This is a genomic window from Streptomyces sp. NBC_01012 (genome assembly GCF_045162755.1).
Classification (GTDB): Bacteria; Actinomycetota; Actinomycetes; order Streptomycetales; family Streptomycetaceae; genus Streptomyces.
In genome coordinates, this window is sequence record NZ_CP108688.1 from 4,967,015 (window position 1) to 4,986,457 (window position 19,443).

Consider the following 19,443-nt stretch of genomic DNA (forward strand, 5'->3'; position numbering starts at 1 on the left):
GTCATGCCCCCCTGACCGCGACCAGGCATTCCCGGTCGACATTTCTCATGGACTGAGCGGTCTCCCACAGTCCTTGTCCCTTGCCGAAGTCGGTCAACAGAGAGGCATGCCCGAGGCCCTGTGGCCGGTAGTAGAGGCGACTGCCCTCTCCGCGGGCGATGGCGGCTTCCTGCATCCAGCTCTCGATGAGCTCGTCCAACTGCTCACCGGCTGCTTCGCTCTCGTCCGGGTCGGATCTCTGCACGTGCGCCACGATTCTGTCCCGCACGCGCTGGACCTCCTCCTTATGATCGGGCACGTCCCCGGCACTGTCCTCGGAGCTCAGTCCCACGCCATGGCGTACGAGGATGGTGAGTGCTGCATGCAGCGCCCGATCCCGGGACGGTGGCGACCACGGCGTGACACTCGTGGGCTCCACGTGCCGATAGAGCGAGGAGTGGTAGACCCCGAAGGACTCATAGTGAGAACGGTCGCGGGGTTTGCTCGATCGGAACAGAGTGACGATCAATCCGGGGACCTTGCGGCGACCGACCCGACTGGTCGCTTGGATGTACTCGGAGGTGGTCTTGGGCTGCCCGTTCATCAACATCAGACCCAGGCGCGGCACGTCGACGCCTACGGACAACATGTTGGTTGTCGCCAGAAAGGAGACGCTCTCCCTGTCCGTGAATGGCCGGCCGAGCCGATCGAGCAGTCTGGGCTGTGAGGCGCGCGGAATGTTGCTCGTGAGTTCGACGACTGCGTGGTCGGGGAGTTCACGGCGCATGGACTCGTCCTGTGTGAGGTGTTCAAGCCTGGCCGGGATGTCGTCCCTGGCGATCGTGACAGTGCGCCCGAGTTCACGGAGACTGTTGTGATATGCAACGACGGTCCAGTAGGCATCACGGAGCTCGTCGTCCCGGCAGACGTCGTTGGGGGCTTGGAGGGCCGCTGCCCCGACGTGGACCGTCCCAGTGGAGGACGTGTGACCCTGAGCCATGACACCGACGTAGAGCCGCCCCGGGCGGTCATGGTCGGGGGAGGCGAAGTAGGAATAGCGGGCGTCGGTCCCTGCCGGTGGGAAGAGCTGCGTTCGACGACCGTAGAGGCTCTGGATCTGTTCCTGTGACCGGCGGATCGTTGCCGTCGACGCGATTACCTTCGGCCTGATGCCGTCCCATGCACAGAGTTCCAGGACTGCTGCCTCGTAGAGGCCGACCGTCGTGCCCAGCGGACCTGCCAGCAGATGCAGCTCGTCCTGAATCACCAGTGACGGCCTGCGCTTGCCCCTGCCCCCGAAGATGCGGCCGGCTTTCGTCTCCCAGGCCAGTCGCGCGAACTTGTCCACGGTGCCGAGCAGAAAGGTGGGCGGCTGCTCGTAGATGTGCTGGTCGACCACGGAGACCGGTAGGCGGTCGTGGAAGTGGCATGTGTCCCGAGGACAGAGGAACGAAAAGCTGACAGAGTCCGCGGAGATCCCGAAGTCACCGTCGCGGGTGTGGCGCTGGGGGACAATCTCGGTCCCGCACCAGGGGCAGCGTTCCAGGAGGAACCGATCGTCAGGTTCGTTCATCTGCTTGAGCTCGCCGAGGGCGGTCTCGGCCTCGGCGTACGAGTTCGGTGTGGTGTCCCTGCCCACCCACAGGCCAACAGTGATCGGTTCATCCCCCAGCTGTCGCGCTTCTGGTCCGTCGTGCCCAAGACGCATGTACTCGAGAGCGCAGATGGCCGTCGCTGTCCGCTGGAATTGTTGGGTGGTGAGAAGGCTGAGCGTGTACCGACTGATGACTGCCGTACCACCACCTGCGGTTCCGTGGTGCAGCCGACGCCAGGCGATCTCGAAACACGCGGTGAGTAGGTATGCCTCGGTCTTACCGCCGCCCGTGGGAAACCAGATGAGGTCGACCGTGTCACGGTCCTCGTGGCCGGGGTTCATGAGCCCCTCGACCACCAGCAGGAAGAAGGCGAGCTGGAAGGGGTGCCATGCCGCCTCTGCGTCGGGCTCGGAGATTTCGACGACGTCGTCGGTCCTACGGCGTCGGGTACCGGCAAGTTCGCTCCGACTGTGCAGCATCTGCAGGGCCATGGCTCGGTTGGCCAGCCGGAACGCCTCCCGTGCGTGGTCCCCTCCGACGCCTTCCGCGGTGAGGATCTCGACGCCGGACTCCATGCGCCTGACGGCGGTCTCGACACGTTCGAGGATGCGTGAAGCGGGTGGCTGGCTCCACTTTGGTAGCTTCGTGGTCGCCTCGACCACACGGGACTCGTACCAGGTGCGATAGCCCGCGACGAACGCTTCGAGGTCAGCGCGGAACCTATCCACGGGAAGATCCCGCCGGTACAGGCGAGCGAGGTTGAGCACCGGCAGATCTGTGGGGCCGTCCGGACGGATGTGGTCGACCACTTGCTGCGGCATGACCTCCGCGCGAAGCGTGGTGACCTGCTCGCCCGACTCCTTCCACTCGACTGCACAACCGTGTCCGACGGCTCGCGTCGCGATGTGCCGGTACTGAACCCGGAGCTCCTCTTCCTCTGGGTCCCGGCTGTTTAGACGAGTACTCGGGTACTCGAGTACCCTCCCGTCCAGCACCGTGACCTCGAGCCCGGCTTGAAAGAGCATGAGGTTCCACGAGTTCCGGGGGTCTTCGTCCTCGTGGTGAGCGTTTGCGAGCACGCACGTGACAAGACGGCCCACGCCATGCCGACGCCACCGGACGTAGAGACGCGCGTGCCCGTCCAGGACGAGTTCGCTGCTGGTCGAACCCTGGGTGACCGGGACCGTCTGGGAACGGCTCGGCCGTCGGATCCAGATCCTGCGCCCTCCCTCACGCACTGTTTCGTACCGCGCAGCAGACCCGGTCACTGTGATGGTCGTGGCATCGGTGAAGAACGAGAACCCGAGTGATGACGGCATCCACGCGTTCGCCTCGGCCACGGGATCGTCGGCGAACCCGTCCTCCTCGCCGACCCCTGCGACGTTCTCGGACAGCTCCTGCTCACCTGCAGCTGATGTGCGGTCGTGGAAGTCCGTGCCACGCGGGTAGAGAGTGCCCATGAGATAGCGTCGATCCGGTGGGTCGACGAGTGTCTCCTCCGCGTCCGGATGCGGTCCGACGAGCTGCCTGCGCAGATACCCGACGTATTCTTCCCGGTGCGCCGCGAGTTCCTGCTCGGAGGCAGTCATCCCGTCTCACCCTCCCGCTCGAGTCCGGCAGCGCCAATTTCTCTGAGCACACGGTTGACGCCGGGCAGAGTGGCGATCCACAGGTGTGCACGGGCGCGGGTCCAGGCGACGTAAATTGCGTCGAGTCGACCTTCGAGCACTTCGATATCGAGGTCGATGAGGCACACGACCTGGTTCTCAAGGCCCTTGAAGTCCACCACCGAGGACCAGGTGATGCGATTTCTCGAGCGTCCGGTGCCGACAGTGTCCGCGTATCGCTCAATCTTGGAGAAGCGGTTCGAGAGCCGGGCGGAGGTCTTCTCCCAGTTGCCCGAGGCGGACACCAGAGTGATGTCCCTGGGGGCCACTCCGTCATCCAGGAGGCGCCTCAGATGTGCGTCCAGAGCCACCGCCTCGTCTTCCCTGGATGTGACCTTGGCGAAGGCTACCTGCTCTCCTTGCCCGGCCATCGCGACTCCCAGATCGGCACCTGTGTAGCGCTGTACCTGCTTCACGATCTGTTTGGTGTTGCGGCAGTTGCGCCTCAGGGAGGCCGTCATCGCGCCCAGTTCGCGAAGGTATTTCCACGCTTCGGGGTCGTAGCCCTCGGGAGAGAGAACCTGGTTGTTCTGGTCAAGCATGAAGATCCACTGACCCTTGTCCAATCCGCCTCGGACGAGTTCATCGAGTCTTCCCAGGTGCTCGAAGCTCATCAAGTCCTGAGCCTCGTCGACGATCAGGTGGTCGAAGGATCGCCCTCGTATCTCGGCGAGACGATCGAAGGGGAGTACGACGACGGGCTCCCCCGACAAGATGCTGGAGAGATGTGCTGCCAGCGTGCGACTTGCACACGTAAGGAGGACCGTGCCGCGGGCAGACTTGCGACGGGCAGCCTCTGCCGCGAGGAATGTCTTGCCCGTTCCCGCCCCCCCTGTCCAGATCAGCCTCGGGTTGTCCTCCAGCTCGTCGATGCGTTCCAACTGCTCGGTGGTCAAGCGCTCGAAGGTCGCCTCGAGATCGGTGATCCTGGACTGGAGGTTGGGGACCAGATCGAATTCCGGGCGTACGGCCCTCAGGATGTCCCCGCGAAGCTGGGCGGAGATTGGTGTGATGGCCGACTTGTTTCTGCCCTTGCTGGGCCAGTAACGGCCAGCCCGCCGGATCGCTGCTTCGAGCCCCTTCCCACCGGCGTACGCAGTCTGGCCGAGATACTGTTCGGGTTCGTATGTCGTCATGGGGGGGAGATCGACATTCGGGGTGATGACCAGGTATCCACCCACCGCGCTGCGACCACGGAGACCGTCGACCGCTGTTTGGAACTCTCGTTCCAGTTCGTGCATGCCGCTGCTGGCCTGTTCGAAGGGGCCTTCTGCCCGCGTGTCCATGTGCCCGTCACCCCGGCCGTACTGCCACCTGCCGTCACGGAAGGCCACTCCACCTCCCTTCACCTCGATGAACAGGATCAGCTGGGGTGTGATGACGACGAAGTCGACCTCCCCGACCCGCTTGTAACGGTGCGCCGGTAGATGCACGGAGTGCAATGCGACGCTCTCCTTGTCGGGGATCGCCTTGAGTGCGGCGAAGACGCTTCGCTCGGCGACACTCCTGGTCCTGCTCGAGATTTCGCTCGGAACGATCCTCATCAACTCTCCCCGCGGTCGCATCAACAAGGTCAAGATAGCGATATGACCTCGGAACAGCCACGGAGCAAGTGCGCAGGGGAGAGCCATGAGCTCGGAGCATCGACTTACAGCCAGTCAGCGTGCGTATCCGGCCGATTCGGCCCGGGTCGAGCGGTTGTTGCGTCGATTCCGGGCCGAGGGGGTCGACCGCGGCTTCGCCGTTTCGCAGGTGGCGGCCGCCGCGCTTCTCGACCCCGATGCCTGTCGTGTGCTGACTTCCGTGATGGAGGCCGAAGGATGGACAGCCAATCGGGCGGACCTTGGCGTACCGAGCGCAAGTTGTCAGTCCGTGCCCACCGTTCCGGTGGAGGTTGTCGGTGATCCTCCGCTCGATGCGCCGGGTGCTGCCGGGTTCGCCGGGGTTGCGCGAACGGCAGGAGCTTTCGACTCCGCCGTCGCGGCGGCCAGGCGGGTTCTGGAGAACGACAGATGGGACAGCAGGCCGCAGAAGCGGATCCTGACTGCTGAGGAGGAGGCCGGCCTCTTCTGGCTTCTGAGATCCGACCTCCCGTTGACCGGAGACCTTCCGGAGGGTTACCTGCGTGGTTTGGGGGACGGAAGCGAAGCGCGTCGTGCCTACGAGGCTTTGGTGATGCACAACCAAGGGCTCATTTACGCGACGGTGAAGGGCAAGGTTCCTGACGGGGAGGGATTGGACCGTGAGGAAGTCATCCAGTTCGGTGAATTCGGACTGATTCGCGCCGTGGAGAAGTTCGATGTCACAAGGGGGTTGAAATTCTCTACCTATGCAACATGGTGGATCAGGCAATCTGCCGACCGTGGAGTGGCGGACCATGGTTCCGTGATCCGCTATCCGATCTACGTGCGAGAGGCTATAAGGAAGGTTCGGAAGGCCCAGCGGAAGTTTCAGAGTCTGGGAAGGGAGCCGGATGAGGTGGATCTGGCGGCCGAGTGCGACATGGATTACAAAAAGGTCGTCGAGTGTCTCAAGCTAATGCGCGGTGTCCAGTCGCTAGAAGGCCTCGTCGAGAGTCCGGCGTCTAATGAAGCGATCCGTTGGGCACATAGTGGTGCACCTGATCCCTACCAGGCGTTGAGAGGGTACTTCGCTGTGGAGGAGCTCAGACCGCTGTTGGGCATCCTGCCGGAGCGAACCCTGCTTGTGATCCTCCACCGCCACGGGGTCGTGGACGGCGAACGCTGGACGCTCGAGGCGCTGGGGAACCGGTTCGGAGTCACGCGTGAGCGGATTCGCCAGCTCGAGCGTCGGGGAATGCAGGACCTCCGCATCGCTCTTGACCTGGAGTCGGACCCTACGGTCGCGACCGAGCGCCGACAGCAGGACGTGAGAGAAAGGCTGAGGCGGAGCCGCGAGAAGTTGGGAAGGCTTCGCCGAAGGGCCGCAGCGGCAGGTGGGCCGGCGCCCGCGCCGGGAAATCTCGGCGCTACCACGGGTGGTCGCTCGGACAAGAAAGAGGGAGCGGTGGCATCGATCGAGGGATCATTCAGTAGCTGGCTGAGTGACCGAATGCAGGAACGTGGAATGAAGGATATCGAGCTTGCGGACCGTCTGGGTGTGTCCGTCGGACTCGTCGCAGAATGGGCTGGCGGGCGATCATCGCCGGATGAGGGAATGCGGATGGTTATCCGATCCATTCCGGAGTTGAGAGATGTGTCGGGACTTCCCGAGGAGACCGACGAGGAATTGTCCGAGTTGACCGGGAGTCCTGCCTGGTATCATCGCCCCGCGTACACCGATGGCGGGCGGGACTTCGGAAATGCGGCAGCCTTTGCTTTCGAGGCGGACGTGGAGGTCCTGGCACGTGAGGCCACCCAGAACAGCCTCGACGAGTGTCATGACGGCACCCGGCCGGTCCGTGTCCGGTACACGCTGCACGAGCTCACGGGCGATGCTCTGACAAGCTTTCGCGAAGCGATCCACTGGGACGAACTCGCCCCACACTACGAGGTCGCGGCGGCTCAGGATCAGAAGGTCGGCCGAGTCATCGACGCCGGGCTGCGGGAGATGCGCGAGCGTGACCGGCTTGTTCTGCTGCGGGTCGACGACTACAACGCCTCAGGCCTCACCGGCGATGACTACGAGACGGGTCGGTTCGCTGCCGTAGTCCGGCGCCAGCTGGACAGTCACAAGTCCGTCGCCGGTGCTGGTGGTTCATACGGCCTGGGTAAGGCGACCCTGTGGGCGACCAGCCGGCTCGGTCTGGTGCTCATGAATTCCACGCTGTCCGAACCGCACGAGGGGCGTGCCGAGAGGCGACTCATCGGCCGACTCGATCTGCCGTGGCGCGAGGTCGAAGGCACGCCCTGGGCCGGCCCCGCCTGGTTCGGCCGGCCCGACCCCGATGCCGACAGACCCGACGTCGCGCGCTCGTGGTGGGCCGACGAGGAGAGTGTCGAGCGACTCCATCTCACGCGGGAAAGCAACGATCCCGGTACCTCGTTCCTCATTGTCGGCGCACACGACGTGGCGAGCCTCGCCGACGCCGCGTCGGCTGAAGGCGACGCCGGTGAGGACGAGGAGAGCGTGCATCGCATGCACAAGCGTCTCCTCGATGCGCTCGGACGGAATTTTTGGGCCGCCATGACCGCAGGTGATGACGGACAGCCGTTGCTGGAGGCCTCCGTCCGCACGTTGCGCAACGGTGTCGAGATCATCGAGGAGGAGAGTGTTGATCCCCGGGTCACCCAACCTTCGAGGAGCCGTGCGCTCCAGGCGTTCCTGAACGGCACGACCGTAGAGCGCCTGACCGAGTCCGGCCAGGTGGCCATGACGACCGTACCGCTGAACGTGCCAGGTCTCGGGGGGCAGAAGAACGGTGGTGAGCACCGAGCGGTGCTCCTAGTGACCGAGGCCGAGGACGCCGACGGGCGACCGAACACAGTGGTGGCGATGCGAGGTAACCGCATGACGGTCAGGACGAGCCGTGTGCCGGACCTCGCTCTGGGCACCAACCCCTTCCAGGCGGTGCTTCTCGTTGGGCACGCCGCGGGCGACGAACAGCCCTTCGCCGACGAGGCCGAGGCGTTTCTTCGCACCTCGGAGCCGCCCGAACACAACAAATGGGGGCAGACCGAGGAGCTGCGCATGCGGTACTCGCCGTCCGCCTACCGGAGGATCGCCACGCTTACCCGCGACACGAACAGGGCGGTGCGTGAACTCGTGACGCTGCCCAAGGCGAAGCGTCGCGGCGCGACCGACAGGCTGCGCAAGCGGCTCACGGTATCGGGCAAGGGGGTGTCTCGGACATCCGGCAAGGCCGGGGTACCGATCCTCGACGAGCTTGATGCCAAGATCGGCGCCGATGGTGCATGGTGCGTCACTGCCGAGGTGAAAGTTCCCGCAGGGGGCGAAGCCGTGCACCTGACCCCGGTGGCCAAGCTGGACGTGCGATCCGGCCCCAGGCCGACGGTGGCCTGGGCCGAACTAGTCGCCGTGCGCAACTGTGAATTGGTGAGCGGTGTGCTGCGGTTCGAGCCCGGCACGCGGAACGCGACCTTCCGCGGTGTCACCGACGTGTCAACGCACCCGGTACGTACTGCGCTTACCGGCCTGGTCGTCGAACTCCGCACAGAACAGGGAGAGAAGCCGTGAGGGCATATCCGTACCAGCGGCTCCCCGGCGTCGTCTCACTGCGCGTGACGGCGGTGGGTCTGAAAGGGCCTGGGGACAGCCGTGAATCGCTCGACACCAAGGCGTACTCGGTAGTCGAGCAGGTGGTGGCTCTGGGGCGGGCGGAGCGCGTTGACTGGGAGAGCGCTCGGATCAAGCTGTCAGCCACGGTTCCGGCCAGGGCGACCGAACCCAACGGCTACTGGTCCGACGTGACGGTTGTCGCGGTGCTTGCAGAGAAGATCACCAACACACGGATCACCGTCCAGCTGGAGCCCGAGACCGAGGGCGGTCGGGATTGGATCGGCTCCGTCGAACTATGGCGTGCCGATCATCTCGACCGTGCCGCTCTGTCTGTTCACGTCGTGGCGACCGTCGACGGGGTGCCGGGTCGCGTGATCGCCACTTCGGAGAAGGAGTGGGTCATTGATCTGACGGCAGATACTCCGCTGCGTCAGCGTGAACTCGACGTTCGCGAGGTTGGCTTCCGCGAGGGCCCGGAATGGCTGCGCCCCTTCCGGGATGTGCCGTGGATCGTCGATACCTCCGGTGAACTGCCGGCTGTGCACGTGAACACCGACTTCGAAGGAATCACCGACCTCGTCGGTGGCGACGGTTCTGCAGCCGAGATTCTGGTCCGAGACCTCCTGATTGCCCAGATGTGCACAGATGTGTGGACCGCCGTGTTCCACACCGCCATCGGAGATCTGGAGGTCGAGGAAGACGGTACGCCACTCTTCCCGCACGACTGGCGAGGAGAGGTGCTACGCGAGATGCTCCCGGACGTCGTACCTGGCCGCCCCGTCGAGGAGGCTCTGCGCGAGGTTCATCGGCGGCGTACCGGAACCTTCGGGTGGATCGACCTCCAACCCCGTATCCAATTTGCCGCCACCCGCAGGGCCGAGGTGCCCAGAGCTCTGGCCACAGCCATCCGTGGCCTGGACCGACTCCACCAGGGGATCCACGCATGACCGACAAGCCCGTTCACCTGCCAGAGCGACTTGCCGTGCTCTCCGACCTCAACGCCGCCTCATACCTCACCGAAGGGCTGCTCGCAGGCAAGGAGCACGTACCGGCCATAGCGCTCGGCAGAATCGCCGAGACCGTTCCTGGCGACGAAGCACGCCTGGCGCTCGGGCCGGTGCGCGACCTCTTCGACGAAGCGATGTACCGGTGTCGAGCTGACAAGCCGACCAAGGCCGATGCCTGGCTCGCGCCTCGGCTCCATGCCACTGTGCGGTTCGATCGTCGCGAGGCCGCCGACCGCGGGAGGTGGAATCATCTCGCCCTGGGTGTTGCTCCCGACTACGTCACCTGGCGTCACATGCCTGAGCCCAAGCAGGACGGGAAGGCACCGATGGTCACGGCCAACCGATTTCGCGGCGCCCACTACACCCAGGCCTTTGCTCGGTTGTGGTGGGCGGCCGAGCTATTTCGGAACGGTCCCGACTACGGACCGGTTGTCACCGCCTGCGCCCACCAGGACATGCTCAACACCGTGCTGCGGCTGGACGTCATCGACCACCGACCGACGGCTCAGGCGATGGTGCGCCTCATCGAGCGCGGCACGGTCAGAACCGGCCGTGAGATCAACGCCCTGGCCAGCGTGGTGAACACATCCGCCGCCACTCTGATGTACGACGTCATTGCCCCGGACGCGGAGCGGGAAGGGGAGCCATTGCGTCAGTGGATCGAGGCGGCGGAGTGGGCTGGTCCGGTGACACGCGACATCCTTCCGGAGGGCCCGGATGAAGCGCCCGCGCCGGAGGAATCAGTGGATCGTCTCGTCGACTACTTCTCGGAGCTCTTCGAGGACGCCTGCGTCCGCGGGCGGGTTGACAAGGCGTCGGATGACGACTGAGTCTCGGCGCCCCGCTCCCTCTTCGGGGGCTGCCACTGCTTGAGACGCTTGAGGGCTTCTTCGGAAGGCTTGCCCAGCCCCAGAGTCGCGCTCAGGATGTGCAGGCCCAGGAGCGGTGGAACGGCGTTGCCGATCTGCTGAGATACGTCCTTCCCGGACCAGGGGTATTTTTCCGGGAAGGACTGCAGCATGCCTGCTTCCCGGAAGCTGAAGCGGGGAAGATCGGGGCCGCTTTCCCCGGCGACGATTCTGTTCCGGGACACTTTTCCCGTGACCGTCGCGGAGGGGGCGCGAGAGCTTCGGCGGCCACGTGCCTTGGGATCCCCCCCCGTGCCATAGTTCGAGATCACGGTGAACGGCCCGGTGCGGTGATCCGCGAGTGCCTCCCCCATGGAGACCCAGGGGAGCGGTGGGCCGTCCCTGCCGTCCGTCTGCTCCTGCCACAGACAGGGATCGGGCGGAGTCGGAGTGAGCGTCGGCCGTATGTCCTTGCGGTAGGGCTGATGGGTCGGGCTCGGCAACGCGACCTTGTTCTTCTTCCCGTATCGGGCAATGAGGACAGCCCTTCGCCGGGTCTGAGGAACGCCGTACTCCTCGGTTCGGAGGATGCCGCACTCGGCCGAGTAGCCCTTTTCGTGGAGTACGTCACGGAACGCTGTCCACACAGGCAGGACCGCAGGGACCTGCTCCAGAACGATGGCTTCGTAGGGGCTGCCGTTCAGGAGCGCGTCCAGGGCCCAGTGGAGAGGTTGGAGGACGAGCCCCGTGCGCTCGTCCTCCAATACAGCGAGATCGGCCTCTATGTATGGCCAGGCCTCACCGTTCGCCAGGCGCTCGACGAAACCCAGTACCTCGTCGAGGGCTCGACGACCGGCGCCCTTCCCGGCGACGGTGTAGGTCTGGCACGGCGGACCGCCGGCCAGGACATTGGCTTCCGGGAACTTGGCCGCGTCGAAGGCGCGGACATCACCCTGCTCGGTTGGCAAGCCGGCCTCTCGGCGGGTCTCGCAAGCGCTCGCGTCCCACTCGATTCCGATGGATGCGGCCCCCAGCGCGTGAGCCGCCATGTCCAGACCGCCTGGCCCGGCGAAAAGGTCGACAATGCGCACATCCGCAGGGCGGAGCGGATTCTGGGATGTGTTGGTCATGGGGTTGAAGTGTAGCCGGCGAGAAATGTTCCGGAGCTCAGTGCGTGATCACAACGGAAACGCCCGCGATCACCCGGTTCGCAGTCACCCCGCCGCCGGCGGTGACGAGCGGGGTCCTCCGGCGACATCGCTCTCTGCCGCATCGCGCGACGTCGCTCGCAGACCCTTGTCCCCGTGCTGTGTCCGCCGCTCAGGCCGCTCCTGCTCGATGGCCTCCGCCACCTGCTCCGCGACCGAGCTCGGATCCTCGTGTTCCCAGAAGCGCAGCACAGTCCACCCCTCGGTCACCAGATGCGCCGTTGTCTCCGCGTCCCGCGTCATGTTGCGATCGAGCTTCTGCCGCCACCACTCCGCGTTCGACTTCGGTTGCGTGGCGTGCTCGGGGCAGCCGTGCCAGAAGCACCCGTCCAGGAACACAGCCACCCTGGCCCGTGTGAAGGCGATGTCGATCGTGCGCCGGGCCATGTGCGGCACGCGCTCGTTGAGGCGGTAGCGGTAACCGGAGGCATGCAGTAGCTTCCGAACCGCCACCTCGGGGGCGGTGTCACGGCGGGCTTGGCGGCTCATCCGGGCCGAGACGGCAGGAGAGGACGGTTTGGCGGTGCTCATCACTGCCCATTTTCCTACGCTCAGCCACCTTCGCGATCAATGACGGCGAAATTACTCCTGCTCGAATCGATGGCCCGGAAGCGCACAAGGCTTCGCTGCTCGCCGTTCGGTGAGGTCGGGGCGACCAAGCAGAACGCCATCACGACCTCTCCGGGATCGATCTTGCCGGCCGAGGAGAGCCGGGGCTCTTTCTCGACCATAGGGTAGAGGACCAGGACGCCTCGCCGTTCCTGCACGAGTGACTCGATGAGAGAGTCCCCGGAGTCCTTGAGCGCGCCGGCCACGCGGAGGGCGACGCCGCGGTGTCCGGGTTCACTGACAGCGCCGAACAGGTCACCGCGACGCCGGGTACGGCTCGCCAGCGAGAGTGGACGGGATCCCAGGATGCTCGCATCGACCCGCCGCGCGGACGTCTGTTGCGGGACGATCACCAGCCAGTCGGCAATTTCGTGTCCGGCCTCGGCGGACGCGGCGAGGTATTCCAGGTGCGGTGAGAACTGCGTGGGAGTCGACCACTTCAAGTCGCGCAGTATGCCCAGCAGCGCACCGTGCTCGATGGACCCGAGCACCGCTTCGTAGCTGTCGGTACGACCGTTCGCGAGGGATGAGAACTCCAGAGTCACAGTGGACGGATCCAGAGCGTCGAGGACGGGGCGCCATGCCTCTGTGTTGTGCCGCAGGTCCGCTGCGCCCGTCGGGTACGCCGTCGGCTCCACCCATTGCCCTGGCGAGCGGATCTCCACCAGCTCCGCGTTGAACATCTTGTTCCTGGCCGCCGGCTTGAGCCAGGAGAGGTGTTGCGAGACCAGCGGCGGGATCTGTGCCGGGGTGACCTGGGGTTTGCCGTCCACCAGGGCGGCGTAACGGGTGAGCTGGGTGCGGAAGGTCTCCTCGTCGCGGCAGATCGCCTCGAAGGCCTCGTAGAGGTCGACGGTCTTCTTCTTGCCCATCGGTACCTCGCGGCCGATGTAGAGGCGGACCAGGTCGCGGTAGCCGGGGCGGAATCCGAACCACCGGCCCATCTGCATGAGGGTGTCGGCCTGCTGGGCCCTGCGGCGGTAGTACGTAATCGTGAGGCCCTCGATCGTGAAGCCGCGGGAGAGCTTCGTGCCGCCGACCAGGATCTTCCACACGTGCGGTGTCCGGTCGAAGTCGAGCTCCGCCTGCTCGTAGTCGCGTTCGGTGGCCCCGTTGACGATGATCACCGGTTCGCCGCCCGAGTTGATGAGCTGGCGGGCCCGGGAGACGTACGGCTTCAGGTCGTCGTACGACGTGGGGGCTGGCAGGCCATCGTCCCCGAAGCGCTGGAAATCAGTGGTCAGCAGGGTGGCGAGGCGTGCGTGTCCCTCCTGGCCCGTGTACGCCGACCGGTGCCACATCGAGTTGATCCGCAGGGCGAGGGCCGCGTGTTCCCGTTGTTGCACGGACTCGTGGACGAGCATCGTGTGGTGGCGGAACGGCCCTTCGGGAACGCCGTTTGCCGCCCGGTACAGCTTCAGTGCTCCTGTGAGGACGAAGGCGTCCATGGCTTCTTGAAGCCGGCCCCCGGTGTCGTCGTAGATGCCGCGTACGTGCGTCTCCTCCGCCGAGCCCTCGCCTTCGAGGTCGTGGAAGTCCTGCACGCCCATGTAACCGGTCGGCCGGGGCAGCGAGATCAGGAAGTCGCGGGGGAAGATGTCCTCCTCGTCGCCCGGGTCGACGAAGACGTTGGCGAACGGCGTCGCCGTGTAGCCGACGTACTGGGCGCGCGGAAGCAGACCGAGAAGCTGCGTGATCTGGCCGTTGATCGCCTTGCGGGCGACCTTGCCGTTCTCCCACTTCGCCGGGTCCGTCGTGTTCAGCGATGCCTGGTCCGACTCGTCGTCGATGATCAGCGCAGGGATCTCGGAGAGGATCGGGCCGATCTTCCTGAGGTCTCTGAGCAGCTTGTCCAGAACGCCTGCGTTCTTCTTCACGACCATCACGCGTGCGGCGGCATAATGGAGATTGGCCGCGTCGTACAGCGGCTGGGTACGGACCTGCTTCTCGAATTCGAGCGTGCGGATGCCGTTCAGAAGGCTCTTGTAGTCGTCGTCGCGCGTTGTGAGGCGCTCGATGTCGAAGGCACCCAGGGTGGACGGACGGCCGCCGTGGCTGACGAAGTTCGCCGGCCAGTCCTCGTCGTCCTGGTAGTCGACACCGACGAGCGCGTCCGTATCGGCCGGGTCGGCGCCGCGCAGGATGTTCTCCTGTCCTATCAGCTCCATGTCCAGTCGGCGCTGGGTTTGGCCTCGCAGGAGATTCAGGGTGCCACCCAGGATGATGACCAGGCGGTAGCCCGCGTCGACGGCCTTCGCGATGACACCTGTGAAGTTGGCCGTCTTTCCCGACTGGACGTAGCCGACGACCAGGCCCCGGGCCCCGTATGCCTCCGTGCGGGTGGGATCGGAGAGACGCTCGACCACGGCGTGGCTGGCTTCGTCCAGGCTCGACACGGCAGCGTCCGACCAGCCCTTGCGGCGCAGCGTCTGCTTGTACGAGTTCCAGTAGAAGGCGCGTGCCGCCGCCATGTCCCTGGAGTACCAGGACGTGAACTCCTTGCTGATGACCGTGGCACCCGGCTCCTTGAACACCGGGACCGCCTGGTCGAGGGCCTTGCGCAGGTCGGGGCCGAAGCCCAGGCGGTCGTACGTGTCGGAACGTCGGGCGTCGGTGCGCGCCGGAGCGGTTGACCAGTCCGCCTGTTCGGCTAGATCCCAGGTGGTCAGTGTGCGGTGCCAGAGCGCGGTCAGCTCGTCGCCGGGGCCGGCGGCGACGATCCGGTCCCGGAAGTGGCCGGTGTATGTGTCAGCGGGCTCGTCGGCGTCGGAGAGCGCGAAGGCCAGCTTCGCGAATGCCTTCGGACCCCGGCGCATGGCCGCCAGGACATCGCCGTGGAGGTTGAACAGGTGGTCGGTCATGGCGTTGTGTGCTTCCTCGGGTGATCGGGAGATGCCAGAAGTACAAGCGGCAGGGTGGGGCTCAGCGGGACAGTTCGCAGCGAGCCGCCGTGACCAGGACGGCGTTCCACAGGGCGATCTTGTCGGCGCGCACGGCCCTGACCCGTGATTTCTGGAAGATCTCCTCGACCATGAGGTAGAGCATGCTCTTGACGACCGGGGCGTCGTTGAGGCCGCCTCTGCGCCCGCCGTTGAAGGCAGGCCGATACAACTTGTTCAGCCTGATCTCGCGTTCTTCGCGGTCGAGTTCGAAGAACAGGTCTGCTGCCAGGGGCACCCAGCGGAAAGTGATCGGATCTTCCCCCCTCAGCTCTGGCAGCTCATCCCGGAGGACCCGCCGCAGTTTCGGATCGAGGCCCTTGCCTGCGGGGATGACGGCGTCACGGGTCACTTCGGTGGTCCGCTTGGCGGCTTCCCTGTACGTCGTCTGCGCCTCCAGGACGTAATCGGCGAAGCCGTTCCCCGCCGCGTCAGTTGCCCGTTCGAGCCCTCGCCCGAAGGCGGGGGTGACCGTCACACCGTCCTTCTTGACCGTGAGACTGAAGACGTCGTTCGCCTCGGCCGGCAGGTCGATCGCGATACGGGCCAGCGCGAGGTGGCCCTCGGCGCTGCGGGTGCTGTTCCAGCCACCGGCCTGCACAAGCCTGTTGTTGCGGTAGATGTAGAAGCCCTGCCGCTCGGCGAGCGGGCCGATCCCGCGGAAGCTCACCAGTGGGGACTTCGGCTGCCAGATGTGCGCGGTCAGCTCCACGTCACCGATGCCCTCGACAGGAGCGGTGTACGTGCGCGGATAGCCGGCCCGGCCTGGGACGCGATAGCCGAACGGGTCGATCGGTTCGACGCCCCGGTGGTCGAGCTCCTCCTTGGTCGTCACATCCTCAACCACGATATCGACGTGGAAAGCGTCGTCGGTCAGGAAACGGTGCAGGTGAAGCCCGAGATGGGTCTCCAGCTTCTCGATCGCGTCGTCGAGATAGCGGTCGGCCTGCCCAGCGGTGACCGTGTCGAAGGCGCGGACCTTGTCCCAGCGGACGATTGTGCCTTGCCATTCGATCAGGCCGTCGTAACGGTCGACGAGGTCCTGGCAGTAGCCGGGGTCCACGATGTCGCAGGTGAAATCGGCCTGGGCGCGAGCTGTCAGCCACCGGCGGCCGGCGGACGGGCTGCGCTTGGTCCGGCTGATCACCGTGAGCGAGTCGGCGTGCGAGAGGGACGCGGCCTTGAGGCCCGCGCCGAAGTGGCCGAGCGAGTTCTTTCCGTAGTTCTGCCGTCCGCCCACCGTCATCGCGGTGTCGAGCGCCTCGTCGTTCATGCCCTGTCCGTCGTCGATGACCAGGAGGCTGACCAGCCGGTCCTCGTCGCGCAGGAAACTGATGACGACTTTGTGCGCACCCGCGTCGATGGAGTTGTCGACGAGGTCGGCTATCGCCGCCTCGAATCCGTACCCCTGGTGCGTCAGCGATTCGACGTAACGGGCGGCGGGCGGCAGCCGCTTGCTGCCGGCCGTCGGGATCTCGTACTGCCAGTCCGCAGACGGCTGGTAGGGCGGCATGGGCTTCCTCGCACAGACGAAACGGGGCCTGTGTGGGGGAGTGGCCCGAAGCTAGTTGTTGAATGTGATCGTATTGCAAAGGTGCGACATAGGGGAATCCCCGGTGAATTCGGCCAGAGGCTGATCAGATTCCGTGCACCGTGGCTTTAAGCCGATGTCCCTCGCACCCCCGCCACCAGCGCCTCCACCCCGTCCAGCACGCGCGCCAGGCCGAACTCGAAGAGGGCGTTCAGGTCCAGTCCGAAGCCGTTGCCGGCGTCGTCGTCGAAGAGCGTGGACAGGACCGGGTATGCCGTGGCCGTCTGGATCGCTTCCATCCGTGGTTCGGTCGCCGTCATCCATTCGTCCGCCGTCATGCCGCTGTCCTGCCGCGCCTGGGACTCCAGCTCCACCGCCATCGCGATGCCCTGGGCGTATCCGAGCACCGTGAGGTGGGTGTGCAGCATCTGTTCCGGGGTGAGGCCGAGGCCCGTCAGTGCGCTCAGGACGCGTTCGAGATAGTGCATGGCGTTCGGGGCGGCCATGGGGCGGGTGATGCCGGCCATGGCCCGTGCCAGCCACGGGTGTTGCTCGTACTGTTTCCACAGCCAGCGAGCCTCCCGCTCCAGCAGGGGGCGCCAGCCCGTCGGTTGCGGGGCGGGCGGGCCGCTGCCGAACACCGCCTCGGACATCAGCCGGACCAGCTCGCCCTTGCTCGGGACGTGGCGGTAGAGCGCCATGGTGGACGTGCCGAACTCCGTCGCCAGGCGCCGCATCGAGAGTGCGCCGAGGCCCTCCTCGTCGGCCAGCGCGATCGCCGTACGGATGATGCGCTCCCGGCTGAGCTGTCGTCCTGGAGCCGTCGCGCGCTGCCGGCTGTGCTCCGCGACCACCGTGCCGACGCCGGGCACCGCGCGCACCAGCCCTTCCTGGTTCAGCGCGCCCAGGGCCTTCGTCGCCGTGGCCATCGCGACGCCCCAGTCCTGGGTGATCCGGCGTGTGGAGGGCACCGGGTCCCCCGGGCGGAGCTCGCCCGAGGCGATGCGGCGGCGGATCTCTCCTGCGATGCGGAGGTAGGGCGGTTCCGTGGTCATGGGCATAGCGTACTAGTGCACCTGGGGAGGTGATGGGCCCTACAGGTGGGGGTTTGCAGCGGTGCACTAGGTTGCTGTTTGCGGTGTACGTGGCGTCGCGCTTCCGTGCTGTGCATGGAGAACACCCAGCGCACCCAGCGCGCCCAGAACACCGAGCACGCGGAGGGCGCCCCCGGGCCCCTCGCCGGCCGCAAGGAATGGACCGCCCTCGGCGTCCTGATGCTGCCGCTGCTCCTCGTCTCGATGGACGTGTCCGTCCTCTACTTCGCGATCCCCTACATCAGCCAGGACCTGGAGCCCAGCGCCACACAGCAGTTGTGGATCCTGGACATGTACGGCTTCGTCCTCGCCGGCCTGCTCATCGTCATGGGCGACCTCGGTGACCGCATCGGGCGGCGCACGCTCGTCCTGGCCGGTGCCGCCGTCTTCGGTGCGGCATCGGTGGCTGCCGCCTACGCGCACTCCGCCGAAGTGCTCATCGGCGTACGCGCGCTGCTGGGGCTCGGCGGGGCTGCCCTCATGCCCTCGACCCTCGCCCTGATCCGTAACCTCTTCCTCGACGCGAGGCAGCGCGCGAAGGCGGTGACCCTCTGGACCGGTGTCATGACCACCGGCATCTCGCTGGGGCCCGTCGTCAGCGGGCTGCTGCTCGAACACTTCTGGTGGGGCTCGGTCTTCCTCATCAATCTGCCCGCCATGGTGCTGCTGCTCCTGCTGGTCCCCTTCCTGGTGCCGGAGACCGCGACCGGCACCCGCGGCGGCCGTTTCGACCTGCTCAGTGCGCTGCTCTCGCTGGGCGCCCTGCTCGCCGTCATCTACGGCATCAAGGAGTGGGCCCGGCACGGTTACGAACCGCTGCCCGCGCTCTGCGTCGTCGCGGGTCTGGTGCTCGGCGCCGTCTTCGTGCACCGGCAGCGGCGCCTCGCCCATCCGATGATCGACCTCGGCCTGCTCGGACGGCGGGCCTTCGGCGGGCCGGTGCTCGCCAATCTGCTCGCGATGTTCGCCACGGTGGGCATGGCGGTCTTCTTCACCCAGTACCTGCAGTCCGTGCTCGGCCAGAGCCCCCTCACCGCCGCCCTGTGGAGCCTGGTGCCGGCCGCGGGTGTGGCGCTTATGGCGCCGACCGGGGCCGCGCTCGCGCAGCGGACCGACCGTGCGTACGTGATGGGCGGCGGGTTCCTGCTCGCCGCCTGCGGGTTCCTCTGGCTCGCACAGGTGCGTACGGACTCCCCGCTGTGGTTCTCCCTCGCCGGCGGCGCCGTGTACGCGGGTGGGCTGGTCGCCGCCATGACCCTCGCCAACGAACTCGCGCTGGGCGCGGCCCCGCCGGAGCGCGCGGGTTCGGCGGCGGCCGTGCTCGAATCGGGCCAGGAGCTGGGCGGGGCCCTGGGCATGGCGATCCTGGGTTCCATCGGCGCCGCGGTCTACAGCCGGGACATGGCCCACGCCCTGCCGGCCGGGACACCGCACGCCGACGCGGTACGCGAGACCCTGGGCGGCGCGGCGGCGGTCGCGGCTGAGCTGCCGGCGGCGACGGCGGACACCGTGCTGTCGGCCGCGCGTGAGGCGTTCACACACGGGCTGGGCATCGCGGCGATCGGCGCGGCCGTGGTCATGGCGGGGGCGGGTGTCCTGTCGGCCGGCTTCCTGCGGGGCCTGGGCAGGCCGGCAGGGACCGTGCCACCAGCCTCGGAGCACGACGGGGACAGCCGTCCGACGGCTGTGGCAAGCTGATCGACGGGGGCCGGGCGGCCGCGGCTGGCAGCGTGTCGGTGGGCGGAGCCGTGTCGGCCGACCGTCGGT

General features: G+C 66.4%; 11 protein-coding genes and 1 pseudogene. 5 read left to right on the plus strand and 7 right to left on the minus strand.

The features are described 5' to 3' along the window. Position 1 precedes the first annotated feature (1 nt). Both OG623_RS22375 and OG623_RS22380 read right to left on the minus strand, forming a co-directional pair. Positions 2–3,163, minus strand: coding sequence for a helicase-related protein (locus OG623_RS22375; RefSeq protein ID WP_406148729.1), 3,162 nt, complete (start codon positions 3,161–3,163; stop codon positions 2–4). Then, on the minus strand, positions 3,160–4,785 hold the full coding sequence (locus OG623_RS22380; RefSeq protein WP_406148730.1) for an NERD domain-containing protein: 1,626 nt from the start codon (positions 4,783–4,785) through the stop codon (positions 3,160–3,162). The genes OG623_RS22375 and OG623_RS22380 overlap by 4 nt, the downstream gene beginning before the upstream one ends. A 262-nt stretch (positions 4,786–5,047) precedes the next feature. On the opposite strand from OG623_RS22380, the pseudogene OG623_RS22385 reads away from it, so the two are divergent. From OG623_RS22385 to OG623_RS22400, 4 genes and pseudogenes are all read left to right on the plus strand, one after another. Beyond that, positions 5,048–6,067 (plus strand): annotated as a pseudogene (locus OG623_RS22385) (sigma-70 family RNA polymerase sigma factor); the annotation flags it as partial. 246 nt (positions 6,068–6,313) lie between these two features. Further along, the gene (locus tag OG623_RS22390) at positions 6,314–8,398 is read left to right on the plus strand and encodes a transcriptional regulator (RefSeq protein ID WP_406151959.1); all 2,085 of its coding nucleotides are present in this window, start codon (positions 6,314–6,316) and stop codon (positions 8,396–8,398) included. Next, positions 8,395–9,387, plus strand: coding sequence for a hypothetical protein (locus OG623_RS22395; protein ID WP_406148731.1), 993 nt, complete (start codon positions 8,395–8,397; stop codon positions 9,385–9,387). The genes OG623_RS22390 and OG623_RS22395 overlap by 4 nt, the downstream gene beginning before the upstream one ends. Next, entirely contained in the window at positions 9,384–10,277 is an 894-nt protein-coding gene (locus OG623_RS22400; RefSeq protein WP_406148732.1) for a DUF6339 family protein, read from the plus strand. Before OG623_RS22395 ends, OG623_RS22400 begins: the two co-directional genes overlap by 4 nt. Here the strand turns inward: OG623_RS22400 and OG623_RS22405 are convergent. The 5 genes from OG623_RS22405 to OG623_RS22425 form a co-directional block, all read right to left on the minus strand. Continuing rightward, on the minus strand, positions 10,208–11,425 hold the full coding sequence (locus OG623_RS22405) for a DNA cytosine methyltransferase (RefSeq protein ID WP_406148733.1): 1,218 nt from the start codon (positions 11,423–11,425) through the stop codon (positions 10,208–10,210). The two genes, OG623_RS22400 and OG623_RS22405, sit on opposite strands and share 70 nt — an antisense overlap. A gap of 84 nt (positions 11,426–11,509) precedes the next feature. Further along, positions 11,510–12,034, minus strand: a complete 525-nt coding sequence (locus OG623_RS22410; RefSeq protein WP_406148735.1) for a very short patch repair endonuclease — start codon at positions 12,032–12,034, stop codon at positions 11,510–11,512. Positions 12,035–12,054: 20 nt separating this feature from the next. After that, positions 12,055–14,973 carry a Z1 domain-containing protein gene (locus tag OG623_RS22415; protein ID WP_406148737.1) on the minus strand — a complete coding sequence of 973 codons (2,919 nt, stop codon included), beginning with the start codon at positions 14,971–14,973 and terminating at the stop codon, positions 12,055–12,057. 61 nt (positions 14,974–15,034) lie between these two features. Continuing rightward, on the minus strand, positions 15,035–16,564 hold the full coding sequence (locus OG623_RS22420) for an ATP-binding protein (protein ID WP_406148739.1): 1,530 nt from the start codon (positions 16,562–16,564) through the stop codon (positions 15,035–15,037). Between the two features lie 146 nt (positions 16,565–16,710). Next, entirely contained in the window at positions 16,711–17,637 is a 927-nt protein-coding gene (locus tag OG623_RS22425) for a TetR/AcrR family transcriptional regulator C-terminal domain-containing protein (RefSeq protein WP_406148741.1), read from the minus strand. A gap of 114 nt (positions 17,638–17,751) precedes the next feature. Between OG623_RS22425 and OG623_RS22430 the strand changes: the two genes are divergently transcribed. Continuing rightward, positions 17,752–19,374, plus strand: a complete 1,623-nt coding sequence (locus tag OG623_RS22430) for an MFS transporter (RefSeq protein ID WP_406148742.1) — start codon at positions 17,752–17,754, stop codon at positions 19,372–19,374. The last annotated feature ends 69 nt before the right edge of the window (positions 19,375–19,443 follow it).

Excerpts from the sequence above, each read along its gene's own strand:
- OG623_RS22430 (WP_406148742.1), top strand. The coding sequence starts at position 17,752 with ATGGAGAACACCCAGCGCACCCAGCGCGCCCAGAACACCGAGCACGCG.
- OG623_RS22420 (WP_406148739.1), bottom strand. The coding sequence starts at position 16,564 with ATGCCGCCCTACCAGCCGTCTGCGGACTGGCAGTACGAGATCCCGACG.
- OG623_RS22400 (WP_406148732.1), top strand. The coding sequence starts at position 9,384 with ATGACCGACAAGCCCGTTCACCTGCCAGAGCGACTTGCCGTGCTCTCC.
- OG623_RS22410 (WP_406148735.1), bottom strand. The coding sequence starts at position 12,034 with ATGAGCACCGCCAAACCGTCCTCTCCTGCCGTCTCGGCCCGGATGAGC.
- OG623_RS22380 (WP_406148730.1), bottom strand. The coding sequence starts at position 4,785 with ATGAGGATCGTTCCGAGCGAAATCTCGAGCAGGACCAGGAGTGTCGCC.
- OG623_RS22390 (WP_406151959.1), top strand. The coding sequence starts at position 6,314 with ATGCAGGAACGTGGAATGAAGGATATCGAGCTTGCGGACCGTCTGGGT.
- OG623_RS22425 (WP_406148741.1), bottom strand. The coding sequence starts at position 17,637 with ATGACCACGGAACCGCCCTACCTCCGCATCGCAGGAGAGATCCGCCGC.
- OG623_RS22405 (WP_406148733.1), bottom strand. The coding sequence starts at position 11,425 with ATGACCAACACATCCCAGAATCCGCTCCGCCCTGCGGATGTGCGCATT.
- OG623_RS22375 (WP_406148729.1), bottom strand. The coding sequence starts at position 3,163 with ATGACTGCCTCCGAGCAGGAACTCGCGGCGCACCGGGAAGAATACGTC.
- OG623_RS22415 (WP_406148737.1), bottom strand. The coding sequence starts at position 14,973 with ATGACCGACCACCTGTTCAACCTCCACGGCGATGTCCTGGCGGCCATG.